The 17,296-nt window shown below is 50.4% G+C and carries 18 protein-coding genes; 11 read left to right on the top strand and 7 right to left on the bottom strand.

Going from position 1 to position 17,296, the window contains the following annotated elements; all coding sequences use genetic code 11:
• The first annotated feature begins 63 nt into the window (after window positions 1-63).
• Window positions 64-1,275, top strand: a complete 1,212-nt coding sequence (locus ACGHTT_RS03105; protein WP_390593434.1) for a TonB family protein — start codon at window positions 64-66, stop codon at window positions 1,273-1,275.
• Between the two features lie 61 nt (window positions 1,276-1,336).
• On the opposite strand, the gene ACGHTT_RS03100 is transcribed toward ACGHTT_RS03105, so the two are convergent.
• A complete protein-coding gene (locus ACGHTT_RS03100) occupies window positions 1,337-1,885 on the bottom strand; it encodes a hypothetical protein (RefSeq protein WP_390593433.1) in 549 nt (182 codons plus the stop codon).
• An 85-nt stretch (window positions 1,886-1,970) separates the two neighbouring features.
• Between ACGHTT_RS03100 and ACGHTT_RS03095 the strand changes: the two genes are divergently transcribed.
• The 4 genes from ACGHTT_RS03095 (at window position 1,971) to ACGHTT_RS03080 (ending at window position 6,387) form a co-directional block, all read left to right on the top strand.
• Window positions 1,971-3,386: a YdiU family protein gene (locus ACGHTT_RS03095; protein ID WP_390593432.1), complete on the top strand. Its 1,416-nt coding sequence runs from the start codon at window positions 1,971-1,973 to the stop codon at window positions 3,384-3,386.
• 51 nt (window positions 3,387-3,437) lie between these two features.
• A complete protein-coding gene (locus ACGHTT_RS03090; RefSeq protein WP_390593430.1) occupies window positions 3,438-4,301 on the top strand; it encodes an HDOD domain-containing protein in 864 nt (287 codons plus the stop codon).
• Window positions 4,298-5,689, top strand: coding sequence for a Si-specific NAD(P)(+) transhydrogenase (gene sthA / locus ACGHTT_RS03085; RefSeq protein ID WP_390593429.1), 1,392 nt, complete (start codon window positions 4,298-4,300; stop codon window positions 5,687-5,689). Before ACGHTT_RS03090 ends, sthA begins: the two co-directional genes overlap by 4 nt.
• A gap of 371 nt (window positions 5,690-6,060) precedes the next feature.
• Window positions 6,061-6,387: a hypothetical protein gene (locus tag ACGHTT_RS03080; protein ID WP_390593428.1), complete on the top strand. Its 327-nt coding sequence runs from the start codon at window positions 6,061-6,063 to the stop codon at window positions 6,385-6,387.
• On the opposite strand, the gene ACGHTT_RS03075 is transcribed toward ACGHTT_RS03080, so the two are convergent.
• The 6 genes from ACGHTT_RS03075 to ACGHTT_RS03050 all read right to left on the bottom strand — a co-directional run bounded on the left by ACGHTT_RS03075 (window position 6,384) and on the right by ACGHTT_RS03050 (window position 11,497).
• A complete protein-coding gene (locus ACGHTT_RS03075) occupies window positions 6,384-7,439 on the bottom strand; it encodes an AI-2E family transporter (protein ID WP_390593426.1) in 1,056 nt (351 codons plus the stop codon). The two genes, ACGHTT_RS03080 and ACGHTT_RS03075, sit on opposite strands and share 4 nt — an antisense overlap.
• A gap of 55 nt (window positions 7,440-7,494) precedes the next feature.
• Window positions 7,495-7,836, bottom strand: coding sequence for a hypothetical protein (locus ACGHTT_RS03070; RefSeq protein ID WP_390593424.1), 342 nt, complete (start codon window positions 7,834-7,836; stop codon window positions 7,495-7,497).
• The gene (locus ACGHTT_RS03065) at window positions 7,837-8,589 is read right to left on the bottom strand and encodes a TSUP family transporter (RefSeq protein WP_390593422.1); all 753 of its coding nucleotides are present in this window, start codon (window positions 8,587-8,589) and stop codon (window positions 7,837-7,839) included.
• Between the two features lie 22 nt (window positions 8,590-8,611).
• Window positions 8,612-9,214 carry a 1-acyl-sn-glycerol-3-phosphate acyltransferase gene (locus tag ACGHTT_RS03060; RefSeq protein ID WP_390593420.1) on the bottom strand — a complete coding sequence of 201 codons (603 nt, stop codon included), beginning with the start codon at window positions 9,212-9,214 and terminating at the stop codon, window positions 8,612-8,614.
• A 9-nt stretch (window positions 9,215-9,223) separates the two neighbouring features.
• The gene (locus ACGHTT_RS03055; protein ID WP_390593419.1) at window positions 9,224-9,814 is read right to left on the bottom strand and encodes a 1-acyl-sn-glycerol-3-phosphate acyltransferase; all 591 of its coding nucleotides are present in this window, start codon (window positions 9,812-9,814) and stop codon (window positions 9,224-9,226) included.
• A gap of 105 nt (window positions 9,815-9,919) precedes the next feature.
• Window positions 9,920-11,497: a peptide chain release factor 3 gene (locus ACGHTT_RS03050; protein ID WP_390593418.1), complete on the bottom strand. Its 1,578-nt coding sequence runs from the start codon at window positions 11,495-11,497 to the stop codon at window positions 9,920-9,922.
• A 181-nt stretch (window positions 11,498-11,678) separates the two neighbouring features.
• Between ACGHTT_RS03050 and ACGHTT_RS03045 the strand changes: the two genes are divergently transcribed.
• The 6 genes from ACGHTT_RS03045 (at window position 11,679) to ACGHTT_RS03020 (ending at window position 17,280) form a co-directional block, all read left to right on the top strand.
• Complete coding sequence (locus ACGHTT_RS03045; RefSeq protein ID WP_390593417.1) at window positions 11,679-12,020, top strand: DUF3302 domain-containing protein; 342 nt, start codon at window positions 11,679-11,681, stop codon at window positions 12,018-12,020.
• 2 nt (window positions 12,021-12,022) lie between these two features.
• Window positions 12,023-12,982, top strand: a complete 960-nt coding sequence (locus ACGHTT_RS03040; RefSeq protein WP_390593416.1) for an HlyD family secretion protein — start codon at window positions 12,023-12,025, stop codon at window positions 12,980-12,982.
• Between the two features lie 263 nt (window positions 12,983-13,245).
• Window positions 13,246-13,926 carry a histidine phosphatase family protein gene (locus ACGHTT_RS03035; protein WP_390593414.1) on the top strand — a complete coding sequence of 227 codons (681 nt, stop codon included), beginning with the start codon at window positions 13,246-13,248 and terminating at the stop codon, window positions 13,924-13,926.
• 36 nt (window positions 13,927-13,962) lie between these two features.
• Window positions 13,963-15,174, top strand: a complete 1,212-nt coding sequence (locus tag ACGHTT_RS03030; RefSeq protein WP_390593412.1) for an acyl-CoA dehydrogenase family protein — start codon at window positions 13,963-13,965, stop codon at window positions 15,172-15,174.
• A gap of 61 nt (window positions 15,175-15,235) precedes the next feature.
• The gene (locus tag ACGHTT_RS03025; RefSeq protein WP_390593411.1) at window positions 15,236-16,282 is read left to right on the top strand and encodes a phosphotransferase; all 1,047 of its coding nucleotides are present in this window, start codon (window positions 15,236-15,238) and stop codon (window positions 16,280-16,282) included.
• Between the two features lie 23 nt (window positions 16,283-16,305).
• Window positions 16,306-17,280, top strand: a complete 975-nt coding sequence (locus ACGHTT_RS03020) for an NADPH:quinone oxidoreductase family protein (RefSeq protein WP_390593410.1) — start codon at window positions 16,306-16,308, stop codon at window positions 17,278-17,280.
• Window positions 17,281-17,296 lie beyond the last annotated feature (16 nt).

Here is a 17,296-nt window from a genome sequence, read left to right as displayed (position 1 = left end):
GTACACATAACAATACGCTATAAAGATAGCTATTTTGCTGACTAACTAGAGTGACCCCCCGCCATGACAATCTGCTTAAACCGCTGGCTCATCGCTATTACTGCCAGCTTAATCATTAGCTTGGCACAAGCCGAGCCCACGTTGAACGGTATTGCTCCCTACTCCAAATTAGGTCAAGAGCAGTTCCTAGCCGGCCTCTATTTACCAGCCACTACCGGAGATGTGGCGACAGCGATGTCCAAATCCGGTGAGCGACGAATAGAGCTACGCATCACTGCTAACGACGTGTCATCCCGCGGCCTAAGCCGTATGTGGATCGAGGGTATGGCCATTAACATCGCCGGAGACACCTTACAAAACAACGCCGACGGTATGGTCGAGTTCACTAAGGTGGTCAAGGGGCGACTGCAGGCCGGCGACACTATCACCGTTGATGACATGCCTAATGAGGGCATCAGTGTCATGATAAACGGCGTCAATGTCGCGAAAATTCGCCGTTCACCCGATCTATTTAACATGTTGTTATCGACTTGGATTGGCTCGGTTCCACTCTCGTCAGACTTTCGCGATCGCATCATGTCGTCCGGCAACATCGATGCCAATCTTCTGGCGCGATTCAGAGCCACTCAGCCCACCACCGAGCGAGTTGCCGCAGTGAAAGATTGGGCCGCCCCCAAGCCTGCGGCCGTTGCAGCAGCCGCAACGGCGACAGTGGTAGCCGCAGCACCTACGCCAGTAGCACCGAAACCCGCGGTCAGTGCACCAACCATTCAAGCGCCGAGCATTGCCGCCGCACCCACGATAGACAAACCTGAGCCAGCGGCCATCAAGCCAGAGCCAGCGGCTGCCAAACCCGCTGTCGCCAAACCTACTCCCAAACCCACGCAAGTTGCCGCTGTTAAAACAACCAACAATGCCTTCCTCGACGAAGACGAACTCGATGAAGAGGAAGAGCCACTTCTGACAGCCGCATCGCTGGTAAGCCGACAGCTATACCATTCCAAATTGCTGCGCTGGACCTACAAAAATATTCGCTACCCTAAGCGGGCATTACAGCGGGAACAGGAAGGCAGTGTTCGCATAGCCGTGACTATCGATCGCAATGGTAAGGTCCTAAACAGTATGGAACTCGAGGGCACAAAGTACTCTTTACTCAATACCGAAGCGATTAAAGCCGTAGAGCGATCAGATCCATTTCCACCTATGCCACAAGATGTACTCGGCGAAAAATTTGAATTTACCCTTCCGATTACCTTTAGCATTCCAAAACAGTAAGTCCGTAAAAATAAAAAAGGCCTCAATTGAGGCCTTTTTTTATGCCACTAAATAGCAACTTTCAACCTAATGCCGCCAAGCGCTGCTGAATAACTCTCGCAATAGCACTGCGATCCAAGGCCGAAAGGTCGCCCATTTTCGCTAGGCTTAAGGCATGTAAATGTAGGCATGGCGTGCTGGCGTTCATCTCTCGTAAATCGCCTTTCATTAGCACAGGCAAAAACGGATTTTCAGGTGTGCGTTTCTGATTGACCAATCGCACCCCCATTTGTAGTGGCACTAATCGGTGTTTGGTCTTGCCGCTCTTAAACGGAATGCTCAACAACAGCGGCACTTGTGCTGAATTGCCAGGAACAATATGCAACCCCGTGGGAACAAGTGCGGCTGGATCAACATTATTAAACGTGTCATGGTGTGCGTAAGGGTTAGGTAATATCACTAATTTACGATTTTCTTCACGGGGCACAAAAATATTGTAATTGGTATAGAGCTGATTAACCGAGTGAGAAAATACACATAACTTATTTTCAAACCCCATAACAAACTCATGAGCACGTGCTCGGTGGGCAAAACTATCGAGATCCCAAACGAGATCTTTATTCTGTTCCATCAAAGCTTCGCTCCAAATGCTTGCTCACAACTAATTAGAGCCATCTATGGCATCATAGCCTGCAGTTTTAGCCGAGTATAGATGAATGACAGCCCAGTTCGAAACTACCTTTGCATGCCTTGGCACGAATTTTGGTGCCTACGTCGCACCGTCAGCACTAAAAGATGCGCGCTTATTGCACTGTAACACGACCCTCGCTACACAGATGGGGTTGGAATTGTCGGCCATTTCCGAACTTGTCACCGCGAGTAACCTTCCGGCCAGTTGCAAACCCTTCGCGATGGTATACGCGGGGCACCAGTTCGGAGGTTACAGCCCACAATTGGGCGACGGTCGTGGCGTTCTCCTAGGTGAACGACGGCGAGATCAACAGCTTTGGGACTTCCATTTAAAAGGCGCAGGAAAAACGCCCTACTCTCGCTTCGGCGACGGACGAGCCGTACTCCGCTCTACGCTACGAGAATACCTTGGCTCTTTTGCCATGCAAGGTTTGCAGATACCAACAACCCAAGCTCTAGCTATTGCATCAACGGCAGAACAGGTGAGACGCGAAAGCTTAGAGCCTGGTGCCGTCCTGTTGCGCGTCACTCAATGTCATATTCGCTTTGGCCACTTTGAATTTTTTTATTACCAAGGTATGCAAGATGAGCAAGCACGGCTTATCAACTACTGTGCTCAGCGCTACCTCAACGTAGACCCCTCCAGCACCCATGACAATGCCCTTGCCTTGCTACAGATGGCAACCCAAAGAACCGCAAATCTTATCGCTCATTGGCAGGCCGTTGGATTCGCACACGGCGTACTCAACACCGACAACATGTCATTAATTGGCGAAACCTTTGACTTCGGCCCGTTTGGCTTTTTAGATGATTTTGAACCGGGACATATTTGCAATCACTCCGACGATCAAGGCCGCTATGCGTTCGATCGCCAAGCCAACATAGGCCTATGGAATCTAAATGCGCTAGCCCATGCGCTGTCGAATTTCATTGACATTGCCGATATTAAAAAAGCCTTGGCGAGCTATGAGGAAATTCTCTCTAGCCACTACTACCAACTAATGATGACAAAACTTGGGTTGGATACAAAATTCAGCGAAGAAAACCAACAGCTATTGCAGTCATTGTTGCAGATGCTTGCGCAAAATCGTATCGACTACACACAATTTTTTAGGTCGCTAAGTCACAACCCTAACCATGCAATTGACCTATTAATCGACCGCGAGGCAGGAACACGTTGGCTCAGCAAGTACCAAGCGGCCTGTGCACAAACACCGAATACACAACGCACCGCGCAAATGTTAGCCGCTAACCCAAAGTACATTTTACGAAATTATTTGGCTCAACAAGCAATCGAAACGGTTAGCAACGGCGACATGGGTACATTTAACGCGCTTCTCACGGTGCTAGCGTCACCCTACAACGAACACCCAGAACTAGACCATCTAGCCAAACCACCCGCAGATAAAGACAAGCATCTGGCGGTAAGTTGCTCAAGTTGATCTACACTCAGTCTATCTAAAACCATTCGATAAAACCTATTGAGATAGACCATGAACCAAGCCCCGGCCCTCTCCGAAACGGCAAACCATGTCGCCAGCTTGCTCGAAGCCCGCATAGCACAAGGTCAACTCGATGTGCCCATGTTGCCTGAAGTCGCGAGTAAAGTTGTCACTCTGTCCCAAGACCCAGAGTCAGACGCCAACAAACTAGCGCTGTTGATTCAAAGCGATCAAGCCTTGGCGGGACACGTCATGCATATCGCCAACTCCGCCGCCTATTCGCCCAACGCGTCCTTGGTCTCGCTGCAACAAGCCATCACCCGCTTGGGAATGAATCTCATTAGCGACATAGCCCTTGCCGCATCCATCTCTGCCAAAATGTTTAAAGCGCCCGGCTACGAAAAGCACATAACGGGGATTTGGCGGCACGCACTGGCCACTGCGCTTTGGGGTAAAGAGATAGCAAGAGTCTGTCGACGTAACGTAGAGGCCACTTTTTTGTGCGGCTTGCTGCATTCCATCGGACGACCGGTTGCGCTGCAATCTGTACTCGAACTGGCGCGCAAAGCGAAACTGGAGCTCAGCGAAGACGATGTGAAGCAACTTGAAGAGCTGTATCACACGCGCGTTGGCGTAACCGTCGCGCAGCGCTGGGCCATGCCGCAAATTGTTTGCGAATCCATTGAGTTTTTTCACCAGTACGAAGACGCGAATTTGGCCAAAGAGCAAACCACCATGATCAACGGAGGCGCCGTATTTGCAACACACCTACTCTCGCCCGACCAACTATCGGCCGCCAACTTAATTGAGCTGCCAGTTCTCGCCGATCTCAATTTGTACGACGATGAAATCGAAACCTTGATGGACAAAAAGGACGATATCAAAAGCACTATGGAGGCGATGCTAGGGCGATGAATTACGACTTCGATCTCATTGTCATCGGCAGCGGCCCTGCTGGACAAAAAGCTGCGGTACAAGGGGCAAAAGCCGGCAAGAAAGTCGCTTTAGTTGAGCGCGACAAAGTACTTGGCGGCGCCTGTGTACACCGAGGCACCATACCGTCAAAAACCTTGCGGGAAAACGCGCTAAGGGTAAAAAACATGCGAGCCAATGCCGCGCTGTCTAATTTCAAGCTCGCCGAAGATACCGAGATGGCGACGCTCATCAATCGTTTAGATCAGGTGTTGAGCGCTCACGATGAATACATGCGCCGGCAAATTCTCCGCAATAAAATCGAAACCATCCACGGTCGCGCCAAATTTATAGACGCCCACAGCTTGCATATCTCAAAGGTACGCGGTGAGGCGGCCACCATTAGCGCCGACAATATCATTATTGCCAGCGGCTCCTATCCGCGCAAACCCGACAACATTCCGGTTGACCACGAGTACATTTTCGACAGCGACTCGATACTCTCCATGTTATACCTGCCCAAAAGCTTGGTGGTTTTAGGCGGTGGTGTTATAGCCAGCGAGTATGCCTCTATTTTTCAAGCACTCGGCGTTAACGTCACCATGATCGATAAATACCCTCGGCCACTCGGATTTTTAGATGCCGACCTCACCGAAAAGTTTGTCCACGCCTTTGCCAATATGGGTGGTACTTGGCTAGGCGAGCACAATGTCACCACCGTTGAATTTGACGGCCTTGCAGGTGTGATTACGAAATGCGACAACGGTCTAGAGGTAAGAAGTGAAAAACTACTCTGTGCGGCTGGAAGGCTCGCCAACGTCAAAGATCTACACATTGAAAATGCCGGCTTGGCACTTAACGAGCGAGGTTTAATCTCTGTAGACAACAATCTTCGCACATCAACGCCGAATATTTATGCCGCCGGCGATGTGATAGGCCCACCAAGTTTAGCCTCCGCATCCATGGAGCAAGGCCGGCGCGCCACCTGTAACGCCTTGGGTATGAGCCTTGGCCGCATTGCCAGCACCATCCCCTCAGGGATTTATGCCATACCCGAGCTTTCTGCCGTTGGGCTAACGGAGCAGCAAGCGCAGCAAGTGCATGGCGATATTATTGTTGGAAAAGCGAATTTTGAAGAGATTGCACGCGGGCAAATTTCCGGCATACAAGACGGCTTGCTCAAATTGGTATGCGACGCAAAAGGTGAAAAGTTGTTAGGCGTTAGCATCGTCGGCGAAGGCGCCACCGAGCTCATTCATATCGGTCAAATGGCGCTATTGGCGGAGGCGGACGTCGATATTTTTGTTGAGAGCATCTTTAACTTTCCAACCCTCGCTGAAGCCTATCGAGTCGCTGCGCTCGCCGTTATTGGTCAAAGAAATCTACGCTAGTCTCATCGATTGACCTAGCGCGGTTGCTCGCTAGGTCATGTCAATTCAGCAACAACTGACGCGGGTCTAACGTCTCGATAGATTGCCCAAGCCCCAAGCCCCAAGCCCCAAGCCCCAAGCCCCAAGCCGGGCAATGATAAAGGCAAGGTCCGCCAAGCAGCCGCTTTCTAGGTCGATTTAGCAGGCACTGCCGTTTTTTATAACAACATAAGGCCTATTACTTAGGTATGGAATAGATCAGACCATATCTATAGTCATTTAGCATGAGTAGCGGAACCAGTTGGCAGAAAATGAACTGCTAGTGAGGCATAGTTAAACCATGGATTCACGGGAAAGGATGCGCGAAAATTACCCCGTAGCGAGTAGTCATCATGAAAGCAATATCGGCCGTATTACTTACCCTCAGCGCCATCGCCCTTTGCCCCACCTGCTTTGCCGGTGAAACTTTCTCCCAAACCTTTTATACCGGCGAAGACAGCGCGCTTGAACAAGCCACAACCCAAGCCATACACTTCCAGCACTACGCCCAGATGACCAAGGCTAAGACAGTAACGCCAACATCCTCAGGCTTGCAATCACTGCTCAGCAAAGCAGTATCGGCTTCACAGCTAGAGCGCCCCACCTACAGCCGAGGTTTTCAAATACAAACCTTATCAACTGACGGTGGCATGGAACTGACTGCGGCCTACCGTTTTTAGTCCCCAGCGCCGCCGTTAGCGGGCTCGGCGCCATCATCGCCCAGTAAAATGCCCATCCAACTGGTGCCAGGGTAGCTTTCCAAGGCAATTTTTACCGTCATCGTTAACGGTACCGATAGCAACATGCCAACTGGGCCCAAGACCCAGCCCCAAAACACTAAAGACAGGAAAACCACCAAGGTCGACAAGTTCAGCCCCTTGCCCATCATTCGCGGCTCGACCACATTTCCGATTACCAAATTTATGACCAGGTACCCCAATCCCGTATAAACAGCAGCTGGCACACCCAACTGAACCAGCGCCAACAAGACCGCCGGCACAGCCGCCAACAGAGAACCTAGGTTGGGTACGAAATTCAAAATAAAGGCCATGGTGCCCCACAGCAGTGGATAATCAACACCAAGAAACCATAACCAAAGGCTAACCACCAAACCGGTAACAAAACTAAGCCCGCTTTTCAGTGCCATGTAGTGATTAACACTCTTGGTAAATCGATGAATACCTTCAATTGTGGTTTTTAAATTCTGATTGGAACGCCCCAAGCGCTCGGAAAAACGTATCTCTTCGCCGAGGATGAAAATCACAGTCAATAAAATTAAAAACGCATTGGCCATTAAATTGCCCAACTGCGTCAATGTATTCCCAGCAAAGGCCAAGGCAACTGAGGGCTTGACGTTATCGGCCCAAAAGCCACGGTCGATCACCACACCTCGGTGCTCTAACCAAGTGCGAAAACCACCGCTGATTTCCTGAAGACGCAGCTGATATTGCGGCAGGTCGGCTTTAAACGAGGTAATTGAGGCGCCGACAACAGCGCCAATCAACACCCCCATCAACACGATAATCGCGATGACTAGCAACACGGCGATAGCATTCGGTACGCCGCGATTCTTCATCCACAGCAATGGCGGCGAACAAATAACGGCGATAAACAGAGACAACAAAAAGGGTACTAATAAGGATTCTGCCGCTCGCATCCCAGCAACCACAACAACGAAGGCCGCCAGCCCCATCATAAAAAGCAGTACTGGGCGAGATTGAGAGTCATTCATAGCGCATTCCCTTGACCAAATTTAATGCCGTGATTGAACCACCTTATACAGTGGGTCACAAGTGTGCACTGCCATGCTGCTCCGCCAGCGTCTGGCGCATAAGACGAATCGCCTCCAGGCCTTCGCCATCGAACAAAAAACGCGACGCATCGCCGAGCAAATGTGCCTGTTCTAAGGCTAAACAGTTGAGCCGAATCGCCTCCAAGGCAGGGTCATATCGGATCGGCATAGCGGTAAATACTAGCCAGTCCTGGGTACTTGCTCGGCCGGTTAATACCTGATCAAACAGTACAATAAGCTGCCCGGCATTAATTCGATAGGTTGGCCTCAAACAGGTCAATGACGCCGCAATCACTAAGCCAAAAAGAACCAAACTGACAAAAAATGTTAACAACATTTATGCCGTCCACAACAATTTAGCGGCTAACAATAATGTAACTATGATCAGTAATGGTTTGATCAATTTCACGCCTCGCGTTATTACCATATTTGATCCAATTCTAGCGCCAAGGAACTGCATCACCGCCATCAACAGCGCCAAACCCCACCATTGATAACCGGCAAAGATAAACATCAGCATCGAAGTAGTATTGACCACCAACACAAAAGGCTTGGTGTGCGCTGTGGCCAGGCTCATGGGCAAACCACGTAACCGAACGAAGGCAGCGGCATAAAAAGACCCCATCCCAGGACCAAAAAAGCCACCGTAAAACCCCAAGCCAGTGCCCATAGTGAGATTAAACGCCTTATTCGATAAGCGTGCCGGCTTTGGCTCGTCGGAAATGTCAGGGGAAAAGGCAAAATACACCGCGAGAAGCAACAACATCCACGGTAATAAATTCATCAACACACTGTTAGGCAGACGCTGAATTAGCCAGGTACCAATCAACGCCGAGACGAAGGCACATAGCAAGCCCAGTTTATTGGACTTAAAATCCAGATGGCCTTTGCTGAAAAAATTAAGGGTAGAGCTGAGGGTTCCAAACACACTCTGAAATTTGTTCACAGCCAAGGCATTCAAAGGCGGCACACCGGCCCACAAAAGCACCGGCAAAACGATCATGCCACCCGCACCGGCGATGGAGGAAACGAAACCAGCAACGAAAGCTGTGCAGGCAAGCAGAAGGTAGATCCACAGGGGCCAGTCCAATCTTAACTCCTGTGTTCACTCGTTATGACTGGAATGCAGGTCTCTTACCGCGAAAGCTGCGAACAAACTGTTTAACCTTTTCAAGGTCTGCCTCTAGGTCATCACCGACGGTAAACATATTGCCAAAGTTGACGGTCTTGGACGGAAAATCCATGCCCACCATGAAAATCGGTACCTGTGCACCCTTAGCTATGTGTAAAAACCCAGTGCGCCATTTGTCGACTTTCGAGCGCGTGCCCTCCGGCATCAAACAGACTATTTGAGCCGTGTTTTGCTTTAAGCTTTCAATAGCCTGACCAACCATGCCACTGGCCGAAGCGCGATCGACAGGAATACCGCCGAGCTTCAGCCACAAACCTTTCACAGGCCAACGAAAAATAGAATCCTTTGCCAACCAAGATACTTTGACGCCTAAGGCCATGATCGCAAACATGGCAATCACAAAGTCCCAATTGGAGGTGTGCGGGCCACCAATAACAACCAACTTACCCGTTTCAGGGAGATTGCCAAGGCAGCGCCAACCCATCACCCGCAGGCCGTTGCGCCCAAGCCACCGAGTAAAACGGTTGCCAAGTTTTGGCCAGGCTTCTGGGGTGCTTGGAACAATAGGGTGGGTTTGTGTCATGGCTTAGCCCTACTGCAATTGTGGCGCGGCGCCACGATAGTGACTATTAATATGCTCGCGAATCAACGCCGCATCGGCCTCGTGATTTCCAGTGGTAGTCCAAATACGATCGACCACCATCGATTTCGAGGGGAAGTCCCAGGCAATCGTCACGATTGGAACACCGGCAGCGTGCGCAATGCGCACAAAACCAGTTTTATATTGGCCGACTTTCTTGCGAGTACCCTCCGGCGTGATGGCGACCCACACAGCATCGTGATCGGCATACCACTGTGCCACTTGGTTAACCACTTCACCGGAGGCGCCTCGGTCTAAGGGAATACCTCCCCACCAGCGAAATAGAATACTAAACGGCCAAATAAAGGCCTCTTTTTTCATCAAGTAAGAAACCTTAATACCCAGCGCCATGATGATCGGCATGGCAACCACAAAATCCCAATTGGAGGTATGGGGCGCGAGTGCCACCATCAACTTCTTCTCGTTGGGTAACTCCCCCTCCAAGCGCCAGCCCAATAGCCTCAATAACGAGCGCCCTAGCCAACGGGAAAAGGAGTTGCCTAAGCGAGGCGCTTTTTCGGGTAAGAACGGAACTACAGCCATAGTTATTATTCTAGTCGTTTTATACCGATTTCCAGCTTATCATTACTAGTGCTTTAGCACCAAGACTGGGTAAAGTTAACCCGTAAACCAAGCTGGCAATCGCGGTTAATGTTCCCGTGTCGCCCTAAAGCGCACGTCTGGGTGGCGCTCTTCCGCGAGGGATAAATTTACCCGAGTAGGCGCTAAATAGGTTAAGTGGCCGCTACCGTCTAGGGCTAAATTGTCGTGGCACTTACGCTTAAACTCTTCAAATTTTTTCGGGTCCTTGCAGTCAACCCAGCGCGCACTGTTAACGCTAATAGGCTCGTATATCGCATCGACCTTGTACTCATCTTTTAAACGATAGGCCACCACTTCAAACTGCAGCACACCAACGGCACCAACGATTAAATCGTTATTGGCCATGGGGAAAAACACTTGAGTTGAGCCCTCTTCCGACAGCTGTTGCAACCCCTTCTGCAATTGTTTTGTTTTCAGCGGGTCTTTTAACCGGATGCGGCGAAACAATTCCGGCGCGAAATTGGGAATCCCGGTGAATTTTAATTCTTCACCTTCGGTAAAAGCGTCGCCAATTTGGATCGTACCGTGATTGTGTAAACCGATAATATCCCCTGCCAAGGCTTCCACGACCTGCTCGCGATCGCCGGCTAAAAAGGTTACCGCATCGGCAATTTTGACATCTTTACCGATACGCACGTGACGCATTTTCATGCCTTTGCTATAAGCGCCAGAACAGACACGCATAAAAGCGATTCGGTCTCTGTGCTTGGGGTCCATGTTAGCTTGGATTTTAAAAACGAAACCTGAAAACGTTTCCTCGCTGGCTTCAACCTTGCGCGGTTCAGCTTCACGCGACTGGGGCGCTGGCGCGTACTCCACGAAGCCATCTAACATTTCTTTGACACCGAAGTTAGATAAGGCCGTGCCGAAAAATACGGGGGTTTGCTTACCGGCAAGGTAGGCGTCTCGATCAAACACATGGGTAGCACCGCGCACCAACTCAATTTCATCGCGAATAGCGTCGGCCTCATCACCTAACAAGACAGTCGCCTCATCGCTGGCCAAGCCTTTTATTTCGCGAAAATCGTGTAAGGTATGACCAAAGCCGCTTTCAAATACGGTGATGGTATCGGTGTAGAGATTGTAAATACCGCGAAACAAAGAACCAGAACCCAGTGGCCAGTTAATCGGCGCAGCGGCGATATTTAAAACTTCTTCAATTTCATCCATCACCTCAACCGGGTCGCGAATATCGCGATCCAATTTATTAATGAAAGACAGAATTGGGGTGTCGCGCAGACGACACACATTCATTAATTTCACGGTGCGGTCTTCGACACCTTTGGCGCCGTCAATGACCATCAACGCCGAATCTACTGCAGTTAATACGCGGTAGGTATCTTCGGAAAAATCTTCGTGGCCGGGCGTATCCAACAAGTTAACCACGCGATCGTGATAGGGAAACTGCATCACAGAGGAAGTGACAGAAATACCCCGCTCCTGCTCCATTGCCATCCAGTCCGAGCGCGCATGCGGCCCCCGCTTACCTTTAACTGAACCGGCCAACTGAATCAGCTGACCTAATAACAACAGTTTTTCGGTGACAGTGGTCTTACCCGCATCCGGGTGTGAAATAATGGCAAAGGTGCGGCGTTTGGCGATCGCAGCCTGATACTGGCTCATGGCGTTACTCAAATGGAGGCATAAAGCCCGCCATTATAGCGCCCAAGACCCAATGCCGGTAGCCGAAATTCCGCTCGGCAAGTGACCCAAGCATCACCCTATATACCCAAATAACGCCAATTAACCTAAACTCAGCAGCCAATAAACAAAACTAAGTCACAAACCACGAAAGGATGCACCCATGCTCGACTATGTCGCGTTAGCACTTTTAATTTTTGCCTCTCTGACGGTTTTCTACGGCATTATCGTCATACACGATATTCCCTATGAGATCGCAAAGCACCGCAACCATCCGCACCAAGATGCCATTCACTACACCGGCTGGATAAGTATTTTAACGCTGCATGTGCTGTGGCCGTTTTTGTGGATTTGGGCAACCCTGTACCGGCCAGACAGAGGCTGGGGCTTCAGCGACAATCAAACGCCGCAAACACATATAAAAAATCTCGAGGCGCAGGTACTTGAACTGTCTCAGCGCATCGACCAACTCGAAGCATCACAACAACCTGAGAGCGCCGCATAATCATGGAATTATTACTCATGCTGACTTATGCCGGCCTATGCATAACCATCTTCAAAGTCTTCCGACTACCCCTTAACAAATGGACAGTACCCACCGCAGTGCTAGGTGGCGGCGTACTCATCTCGGCCATTATGTTCACCATGAACTATAACCACCCCTACTCTGAGAGCGCCCGCGAATACTTTGTTACCACGCCAATCGTGCCAAATGTGAGCGGCACAGTGATTGCGGTGCACGTGGAACCCAACGAGCCAGTCCCCACCGGTACGCCCTTGTTTACCTTGGACCCTACGCCTTTTCAAACCGTCGTCGACTCTCTCTCCGCGCGCGAAGTGTCGGCGGAGCACGACTATCAACGGATTAAAACCATGTACGAACGCAAGGCGGTGAGCCTGCGCGAATACGATCAGGCGCTGGCGACATACCAAGACATCAGCGCACAATTGCGCAAGGCCCAGTTCGACCTAGCGAGCACCGTTATCAAAGCGCCTACCGACGGCTATGTGACACATAACTTCCTTCGCCCGGGCATGCGGGCAGTGGCTGCGCCGTTAAGACCCTTAATGGTTTTCGTGCACAAGGAAGACGCCTACTTCACTGCCATGTTTCGACAAAATGCGCTGCTGCGTTTACAAAAAGGTAACTTAGCTGAAATCTCTTTAGACAGCCTACCCGGTGAAGTCTTCGAAGCAGAGGTTGCCATGGTAGTACCCGCGATGCGCGAAGGACAACTACAAGCATCGGGCGACATGATCGGCTTTAATCCTTTAGCACAACCCGGCCGGGTCGCCGTTGTGTTACGGGTAACCGACCCCGACTTCGAAAAATATCGTCAAGAAGTGCCGTTGGGGTCATTTGCCCAAGCGGCCGTGTACAGCGAACACGCTGAGCACTTTGCCATCATTCGCAAAATACTCTTGCGCATGAGCTCTTGGATACACTACATATATCCGTTGCACTAAACCTCGGCACTGCAGCCGCCGCTGTATTTGGAGCGGCTGCAGCGCCCCACTCCCGCACCGCCACCCAACCCGCATGACCAGCACTGCGCTAGCGCGCTAATCCGCTGCCCAGTAAACGCACATACATCAATCCCGCGCGAAACACCGGCGATGTAGCCAAGGCTAATCACCAATGTGAATACATACAGATAAATATAATAAATTATATTGATTTAGCCCGCTGCGCTAGTATCTATACTCATCGCTGCTAAGAGTGTGTACAGATGTCTGAGCTATACCTTGTGCGCCATGGTCAAGCGTCCTTTGGCGCTGCCAATTACGACCAGCTGTCACCGTTAGGGTTTGAGCAAAGCCGCCTGCTGGGGCAGTATTTTCGCGAGCGCGAGATCATCTTTGACCGCGTCATTTGCGGCGGCATGCAACGGCATCAGCAGACGTTGGCGGCCATTGGCGAAGGCATGGGGGCATTGCCTTGTGAATCAGAGCAAGACCTCGGTTGGAATGAGTTTCAGTTTCAACAGCTTGCCGCAGCCTACTTGGCACTAAACCCTCACATGCAACCTGCCCCCGATGCACCAAAGCGGGTATTTTTTGAGATATTAAAACAAAGTTTACTGGCCTGGTCGCAAGGTGAATTACCCGCGCAGGCATTAGATGAAAGTTGGGCCGCATTTGAAGCACGTGTTAGCGCGTCACTCAACCACATTCAAGCACAACCCGATAAAGCAAAGGTACTCATCATCAGCTCAGGCGGAGCCATATCAATGGCACTGAGACACATCCTACGGGCCGATGCAGAGACAATGATTGCGCTGAATTTACAAACAGCCAACACCTCGGTGAGCCGTTGCCACTTTAACTCTCAGGGTTTCAGCTTACACAGCTTTAATCATTTACCCCATTTACACGAGCGTGACAAAAACCAACACATATCGTTTTTTTAACAATAGAAAAATTCCCATCTTACTGAGGAAACGCAAATGAATTTCGAATACTCCGAAAAAGTATCACAGCTATTAGAAAAGCTCTGCGCATTTATGGATGAACACATTTACCCCAATGAAGCCAAGATGCATGCGCAAGTAGATGCCGACCAATGGAATACACCGCCCTTGATGCAAGAATTAAAAGCCAAAGCCAAAGCCGCCGGCCTGTGGAATTTATTTTTACCGCTTAGCTACGGCAAATACAGTGCAGGTCTGACCAATCTAGAGTATGCACCGCTGGCCGAACAGATGGGCAAAGTGCACTGGGCGCCAGAGGTGTTTAACTGCGCGGCACCAGATACCGGCAATATGGAAGTGTTGGCGAAATACGGTAACGAGGCGCAGAAAAAACAGTGGCTAGAACCACTCTTAGCTGGTGAAATTCGCTCCGCTTTTGCCATGACCGAACCCGAGGTTGCCTCCAGCGACGCCACCAACATCGAAACCCGCATTGAGCGCGATGGCGACGATTATGTCATTAACGGCAAGAAATTTTATATCTCTGGCGCCTGCCGCAAGCAATGTGAAATTATGATTGTGATGGGTAAGACTGACCCAACCAATCCCAGCCGTCACTTGCAACAGTCTCAAGTATTAGTGCCTATGAACACCCCGGGCGTAAAGGTTACTCGACCCATGACCGTATTCGGCTATAACGATGCACCGGAAGGCCACGCCGAAGTTATTTTTGAAAACGTGCGCGTACCCGTGGCCAATCTCATTTTAGGTGAAGGCCGTGGTTTTGAAATTGCACAGGGGCGCTTAGGGCCAGGCCGAATTCACCATTGCATGCGTTCGGTTGGCGTCGCACAGCGAGCGCTCGAGTTAATGTGCAAGCGCGCCAATTCGCGCATTGTATTTGGCCAGCCGATGATAAAGAATCAATCCGTGCGCGAAGATATCGCGCGCTCTGCCTGCCAAATCGAACAAGCGCGCTTATTGACCTTAAAAGCTGCCGCAAAAATGGATCAAGCTGGCAACAAAGAAGCGCAAGATCTCATAGCGATGATTAAAATTGTCGCGCCGAATGTAGCGTTGGACGTACTCGATCGCGCCATTCAGATTCATGGTGCCGTTGGCGTTAGCCAAGACACCTTCCTGGCACAACAATATGCCGGGCAACGTACGCTGCGCTTAGCCGACGGCCCCGATCAAGTGCACATGATGCAACTGGGTAGAAATTTAGCAAAGCGCCTCGAACACTGAGATGAAACATAGCGTGCGACGCAGGTCAAGAATGTCCCCGAAATACCTATAGGAAAATAACATGTCTGAAAAAGATGCCGTACAACATCTAGACACAGAAAAACTGAGGCCTTATCTAGAGCAACATGTGAAGGGCTTTCGCGGCCCTTTTAGTGCTGAAAAATTTCCAGGCGGGCAATCCAACCCAACGTTTAAATTAACGGCCAGTTCTGGCGTCTATGTGTTGAGACGCCAGCCACCGGGCACACTACTAAAATCAGCCCATGCCGTGGATAGAGAGTACCGTGTGCTCAAGGCGTTAAAAGATACCGACGTTCCGGTGGCAAAGGCATATCACCTTTGCGAAGACACGAGCGTCATCGGCTCAATGTTTTATGTTATGGATTTCTGCGACGGCAATATTTATTGGGGCGCGGCGCTGCCGGAAGCGAAAGATAATAACCAGCGATCGGCCATGTACAACGAGATGAACCGCGTACTTGCAGCCCTACACGATGTGGATATTAGCGCCGTGGGTCTCAGCGACTACGGTAAACCCGGCAACTACTTCGCACGCCAATTCGAACGCTGGAGCGGACAATACGTGGCATCAGAGCTGCAGCCTATCCATGCAATGAATCAATTAATTGAACATCTGCCACAAGCAATGCCCGCCGACGATGGCATGATCTCGCTCGCGCACGGTGATTACCGGTTAGACAATTTAATGTTCAGCAAAGACAACAGCCGCATTATTGCGGTGTTGGATTGGGAGCTATCCACCCTCGGCCACCCCTACGCAGATCTCGCCTATCAATGTATGCAAATGCGCCTACCCCATTCAACAGACAGAACAGCAATGTCTGGATTAATGGGCGTTGATCGAAAAGCCTTAGGTATTCCGAGTGAGGCTGAATACATTGCGCGCTACTGTGAAAACCGTGGTATCGATCGCATTCAGCACTGGGAATTCTATCTCGCCTTTAGTTTCTTCCGCTTGGCTGCTATTGCACAAGGTGTAGCCAAGCGCGCCAGCCAAGGAAACGCATCCAATAAAAAGGCGGCAGCCGTAGGCGCGATGGTTGCGCCACTCGCGCAATTTGGCCTTCAGTGTTTACATGAAAAATAATTCTGCAATATAGGGCAAACAAAATGAAAGCCGTTATCTGTAAAAATTATGGACCACTCGAACAGCTGCACTACGGCGACATGCCTGATCCTGTAGCAAAATCCGATGAAGTGGTGATTCGAGTAGAAGCCTGCGGTGTTAATTTTCCCGATGGGCTCCTGGTACAAGGCCTGTACCAGATGAAGCCACCAACACCCTTCGTACCGGGGACTGAAGCCGCGGGCGTTGTTGAAAGTGTTGGTGCCGAGGTGCAACATTTAAAAGTTGGCCAGAGAGTTGTGTGCTGTAACTTATTGAATTGCTACGCCGAAAAATTAGCCATCAACGCAAAGATGGTGTTACCGCTACCCGAGCAGATTCCTTTTGAAGAAGCCGCCGGTTTAATTACCGCCCACGCCACGGCCCATCACGCACTCAAGCAACGCGCCAACATCCAACCGGGAGAGACCTTACTGGTGACCGGCGCTGCAGGCGGCACCGGACTTGCAGCCGTACAAATAGGCAAAGCCATGGGCGCGCGCGTTATTGCAGCAGCATCTAGCCCGGAAAAACTCGAACAGGCCCGCATTAACGGCGCCGACATATTAATTAATTATTCAGAAAAGGATTTAAAAAAAGAGCTTAAAGCCTTAACCAATGGCCAAGGTGTCGACGTTGTTTATGAGTGCGTTGGCGGCGATATGTTTGATGCCTGTGCACGCAACATGGCTTGGAATGGGCGGCTATTGGTGGTCGGATTTGCCAGCGGTAAAATTCCTGAGTTAGCCGTCAATTTGGCCTTGGTAAAAGGTTTTAGTCTGGTCGGCGTTTTCTGGGGCACCTTCACGCAAAAGCAACCGAAAGATTTCGCTGCCAACATGCAGGAATTATTGCGCTGGTATGTAGACGGAAAGGTAAAAGTTGTGGTGGACCAAGTGTTCCCTCTCAAGGATACCGTCAAGGCACTCGAAAAAGTCATGAGCCGCAAAGTTATTGGCAAAGTTATTCTAAAACCTTAATTATCATGTAGGTATT

It is taken from the genome of Simiduia litorea, from assembly GCF_042853465.1.
Taxonomy (GTDB): domain Bacteria; phylum Pseudomonadota; class Gammaproteobacteria; order Pseudomonadales; family Cellvibrionaceae; genus Simiduia; species Simiduia litorea.
This window is presented reverse-complemented; position numbering and strand designations above follow the sequence as displayed.

What these genes read in the sequence shown, in the direction of transcription:
- ACGHTT_RS03105 (WP_390593434.1), top strand. Translation starts at nt 64, where the DNA reads ATGACAATCTGCTTAAACCGCTGGCTCATCGCTATTACTGCCAGCTTA.
- ACGHTT_RS03100 (WP_390593433.1), bottom strand. Translation starts at nt 1,885, where the DNA reads ATGGAACAGAATAAAGATCTCGTTTGGGATCTCGATAGTTTTGCCCAC.
- ACGHTT_RS03095 (WP_390593432.1), top strand. Translation starts at nt 1,971, where the DNA reads ATGACAGCCCAGTTCGAAACTACCTTTGCATGCCTTGGCACGAATTTT.
- ACGHTT_RS03090 (WP_390593430.1), top strand. Translation starts at nt 3,438, where the DNA reads ATGAACCAAGCCCCGGCCCTCTCCGAAACGGCAAACCATGTCGCCAGC.
- sthA (WP_390593429.1), top strand. Translation starts at nt 4,298, where the DNA reads ATGAATTACGACTTCGATCTCATTGTCATCGGCAGCGGCCCTGCTGGA.
- ACGHTT_RS03080 (WP_390593428.1), top strand. Translation starts at nt 6,061, where the DNA reads ATGAAAGCAATATCGGCCGTATTACTTACCCTCAGCGCCATCGCCCTT.
- ACGHTT_RS03075 (WP_390593426.1), bottom strand. Translation starts at nt 7,439, where the DNA reads ATGAATGACTCTCAATCTCGCCCAGTACTGCTTTTTATGATGGGGCTG.
- ACGHTT_RS03070 (WP_390593424.1), bottom strand. Translation starts at nt 7,836, where the DNA reads ATGTTGTTAACATTTTTTGTCAGTTTGGTTCTTTTTGGCTTAGTGATT.
- ACGHTT_RS03060 (WP_390593420.1), bottom strand. Translation starts at nt 9,214, where the DNA reads ATGACACAAACCCACCCTATTGTTCCAAGCACCCCAGAAGCCTGGCCA.
- ACGHTT_RS03055 (WP_390593419.1), bottom strand. Translation starts at nt 9,814, where the DNA reads ATGGCTGTAGTTCCGTTCTTACCCGAAAAAGCGCCTCGCTTAGGCAAC.
- ACGHTT_RS03050 (WP_390593418.1), bottom strand. Translation starts at nt 11,497, where the DNA reads ATGAGCCAGTATCAGGCTGCGATCGCCAAACGCCGCACCTTTGCCATT.
- ACGHTT_RS03045 (WP_390593417.1), top strand. Translation starts at nt 11,679, where the DNA reads ATGCTCGACTATGTCGCGTTAGCACTTTTAATTTTTGCCTCTCTGACG.
- ACGHTT_RS03040 (WP_390593416.1), top strand. Translation starts at nt 12,023, where the DNA reads ATGGAATTATTACTCATGCTGACTTATGCCGGCCTATGCATAACCATC.
- ACGHTT_RS03035 (WP_390593414.1), top strand. Translation starts at nt 13,246, where the DNA reads ATGTCTGAGCTATACCTTGTGCGCCATGGTCAAGCGTCCTTTGGCGCT.
- ACGHTT_RS03030 (WP_390593412.1), top strand. Translation starts at nt 13,963, where the DNA reads ATGAATTTCGAATACTCCGAAAAAGTATCACAGCTATTAGAAAAGCTC.
- ACGHTT_RS03025 (WP_390593411.1), top strand. Translation starts at nt 15,236, where the DNA reads ATGTCTGAAAAAGATGCCGTACAACATCTAGACACAGAAAAACTGAGG.
- ACGHTT_RS03020 (WP_390593410.1), top strand. Translation starts at nt 16,306, where the DNA reads ATGAAAGCCGTTATCTGTAAAAATTATGGACCACTCGAACAGCTGCAC.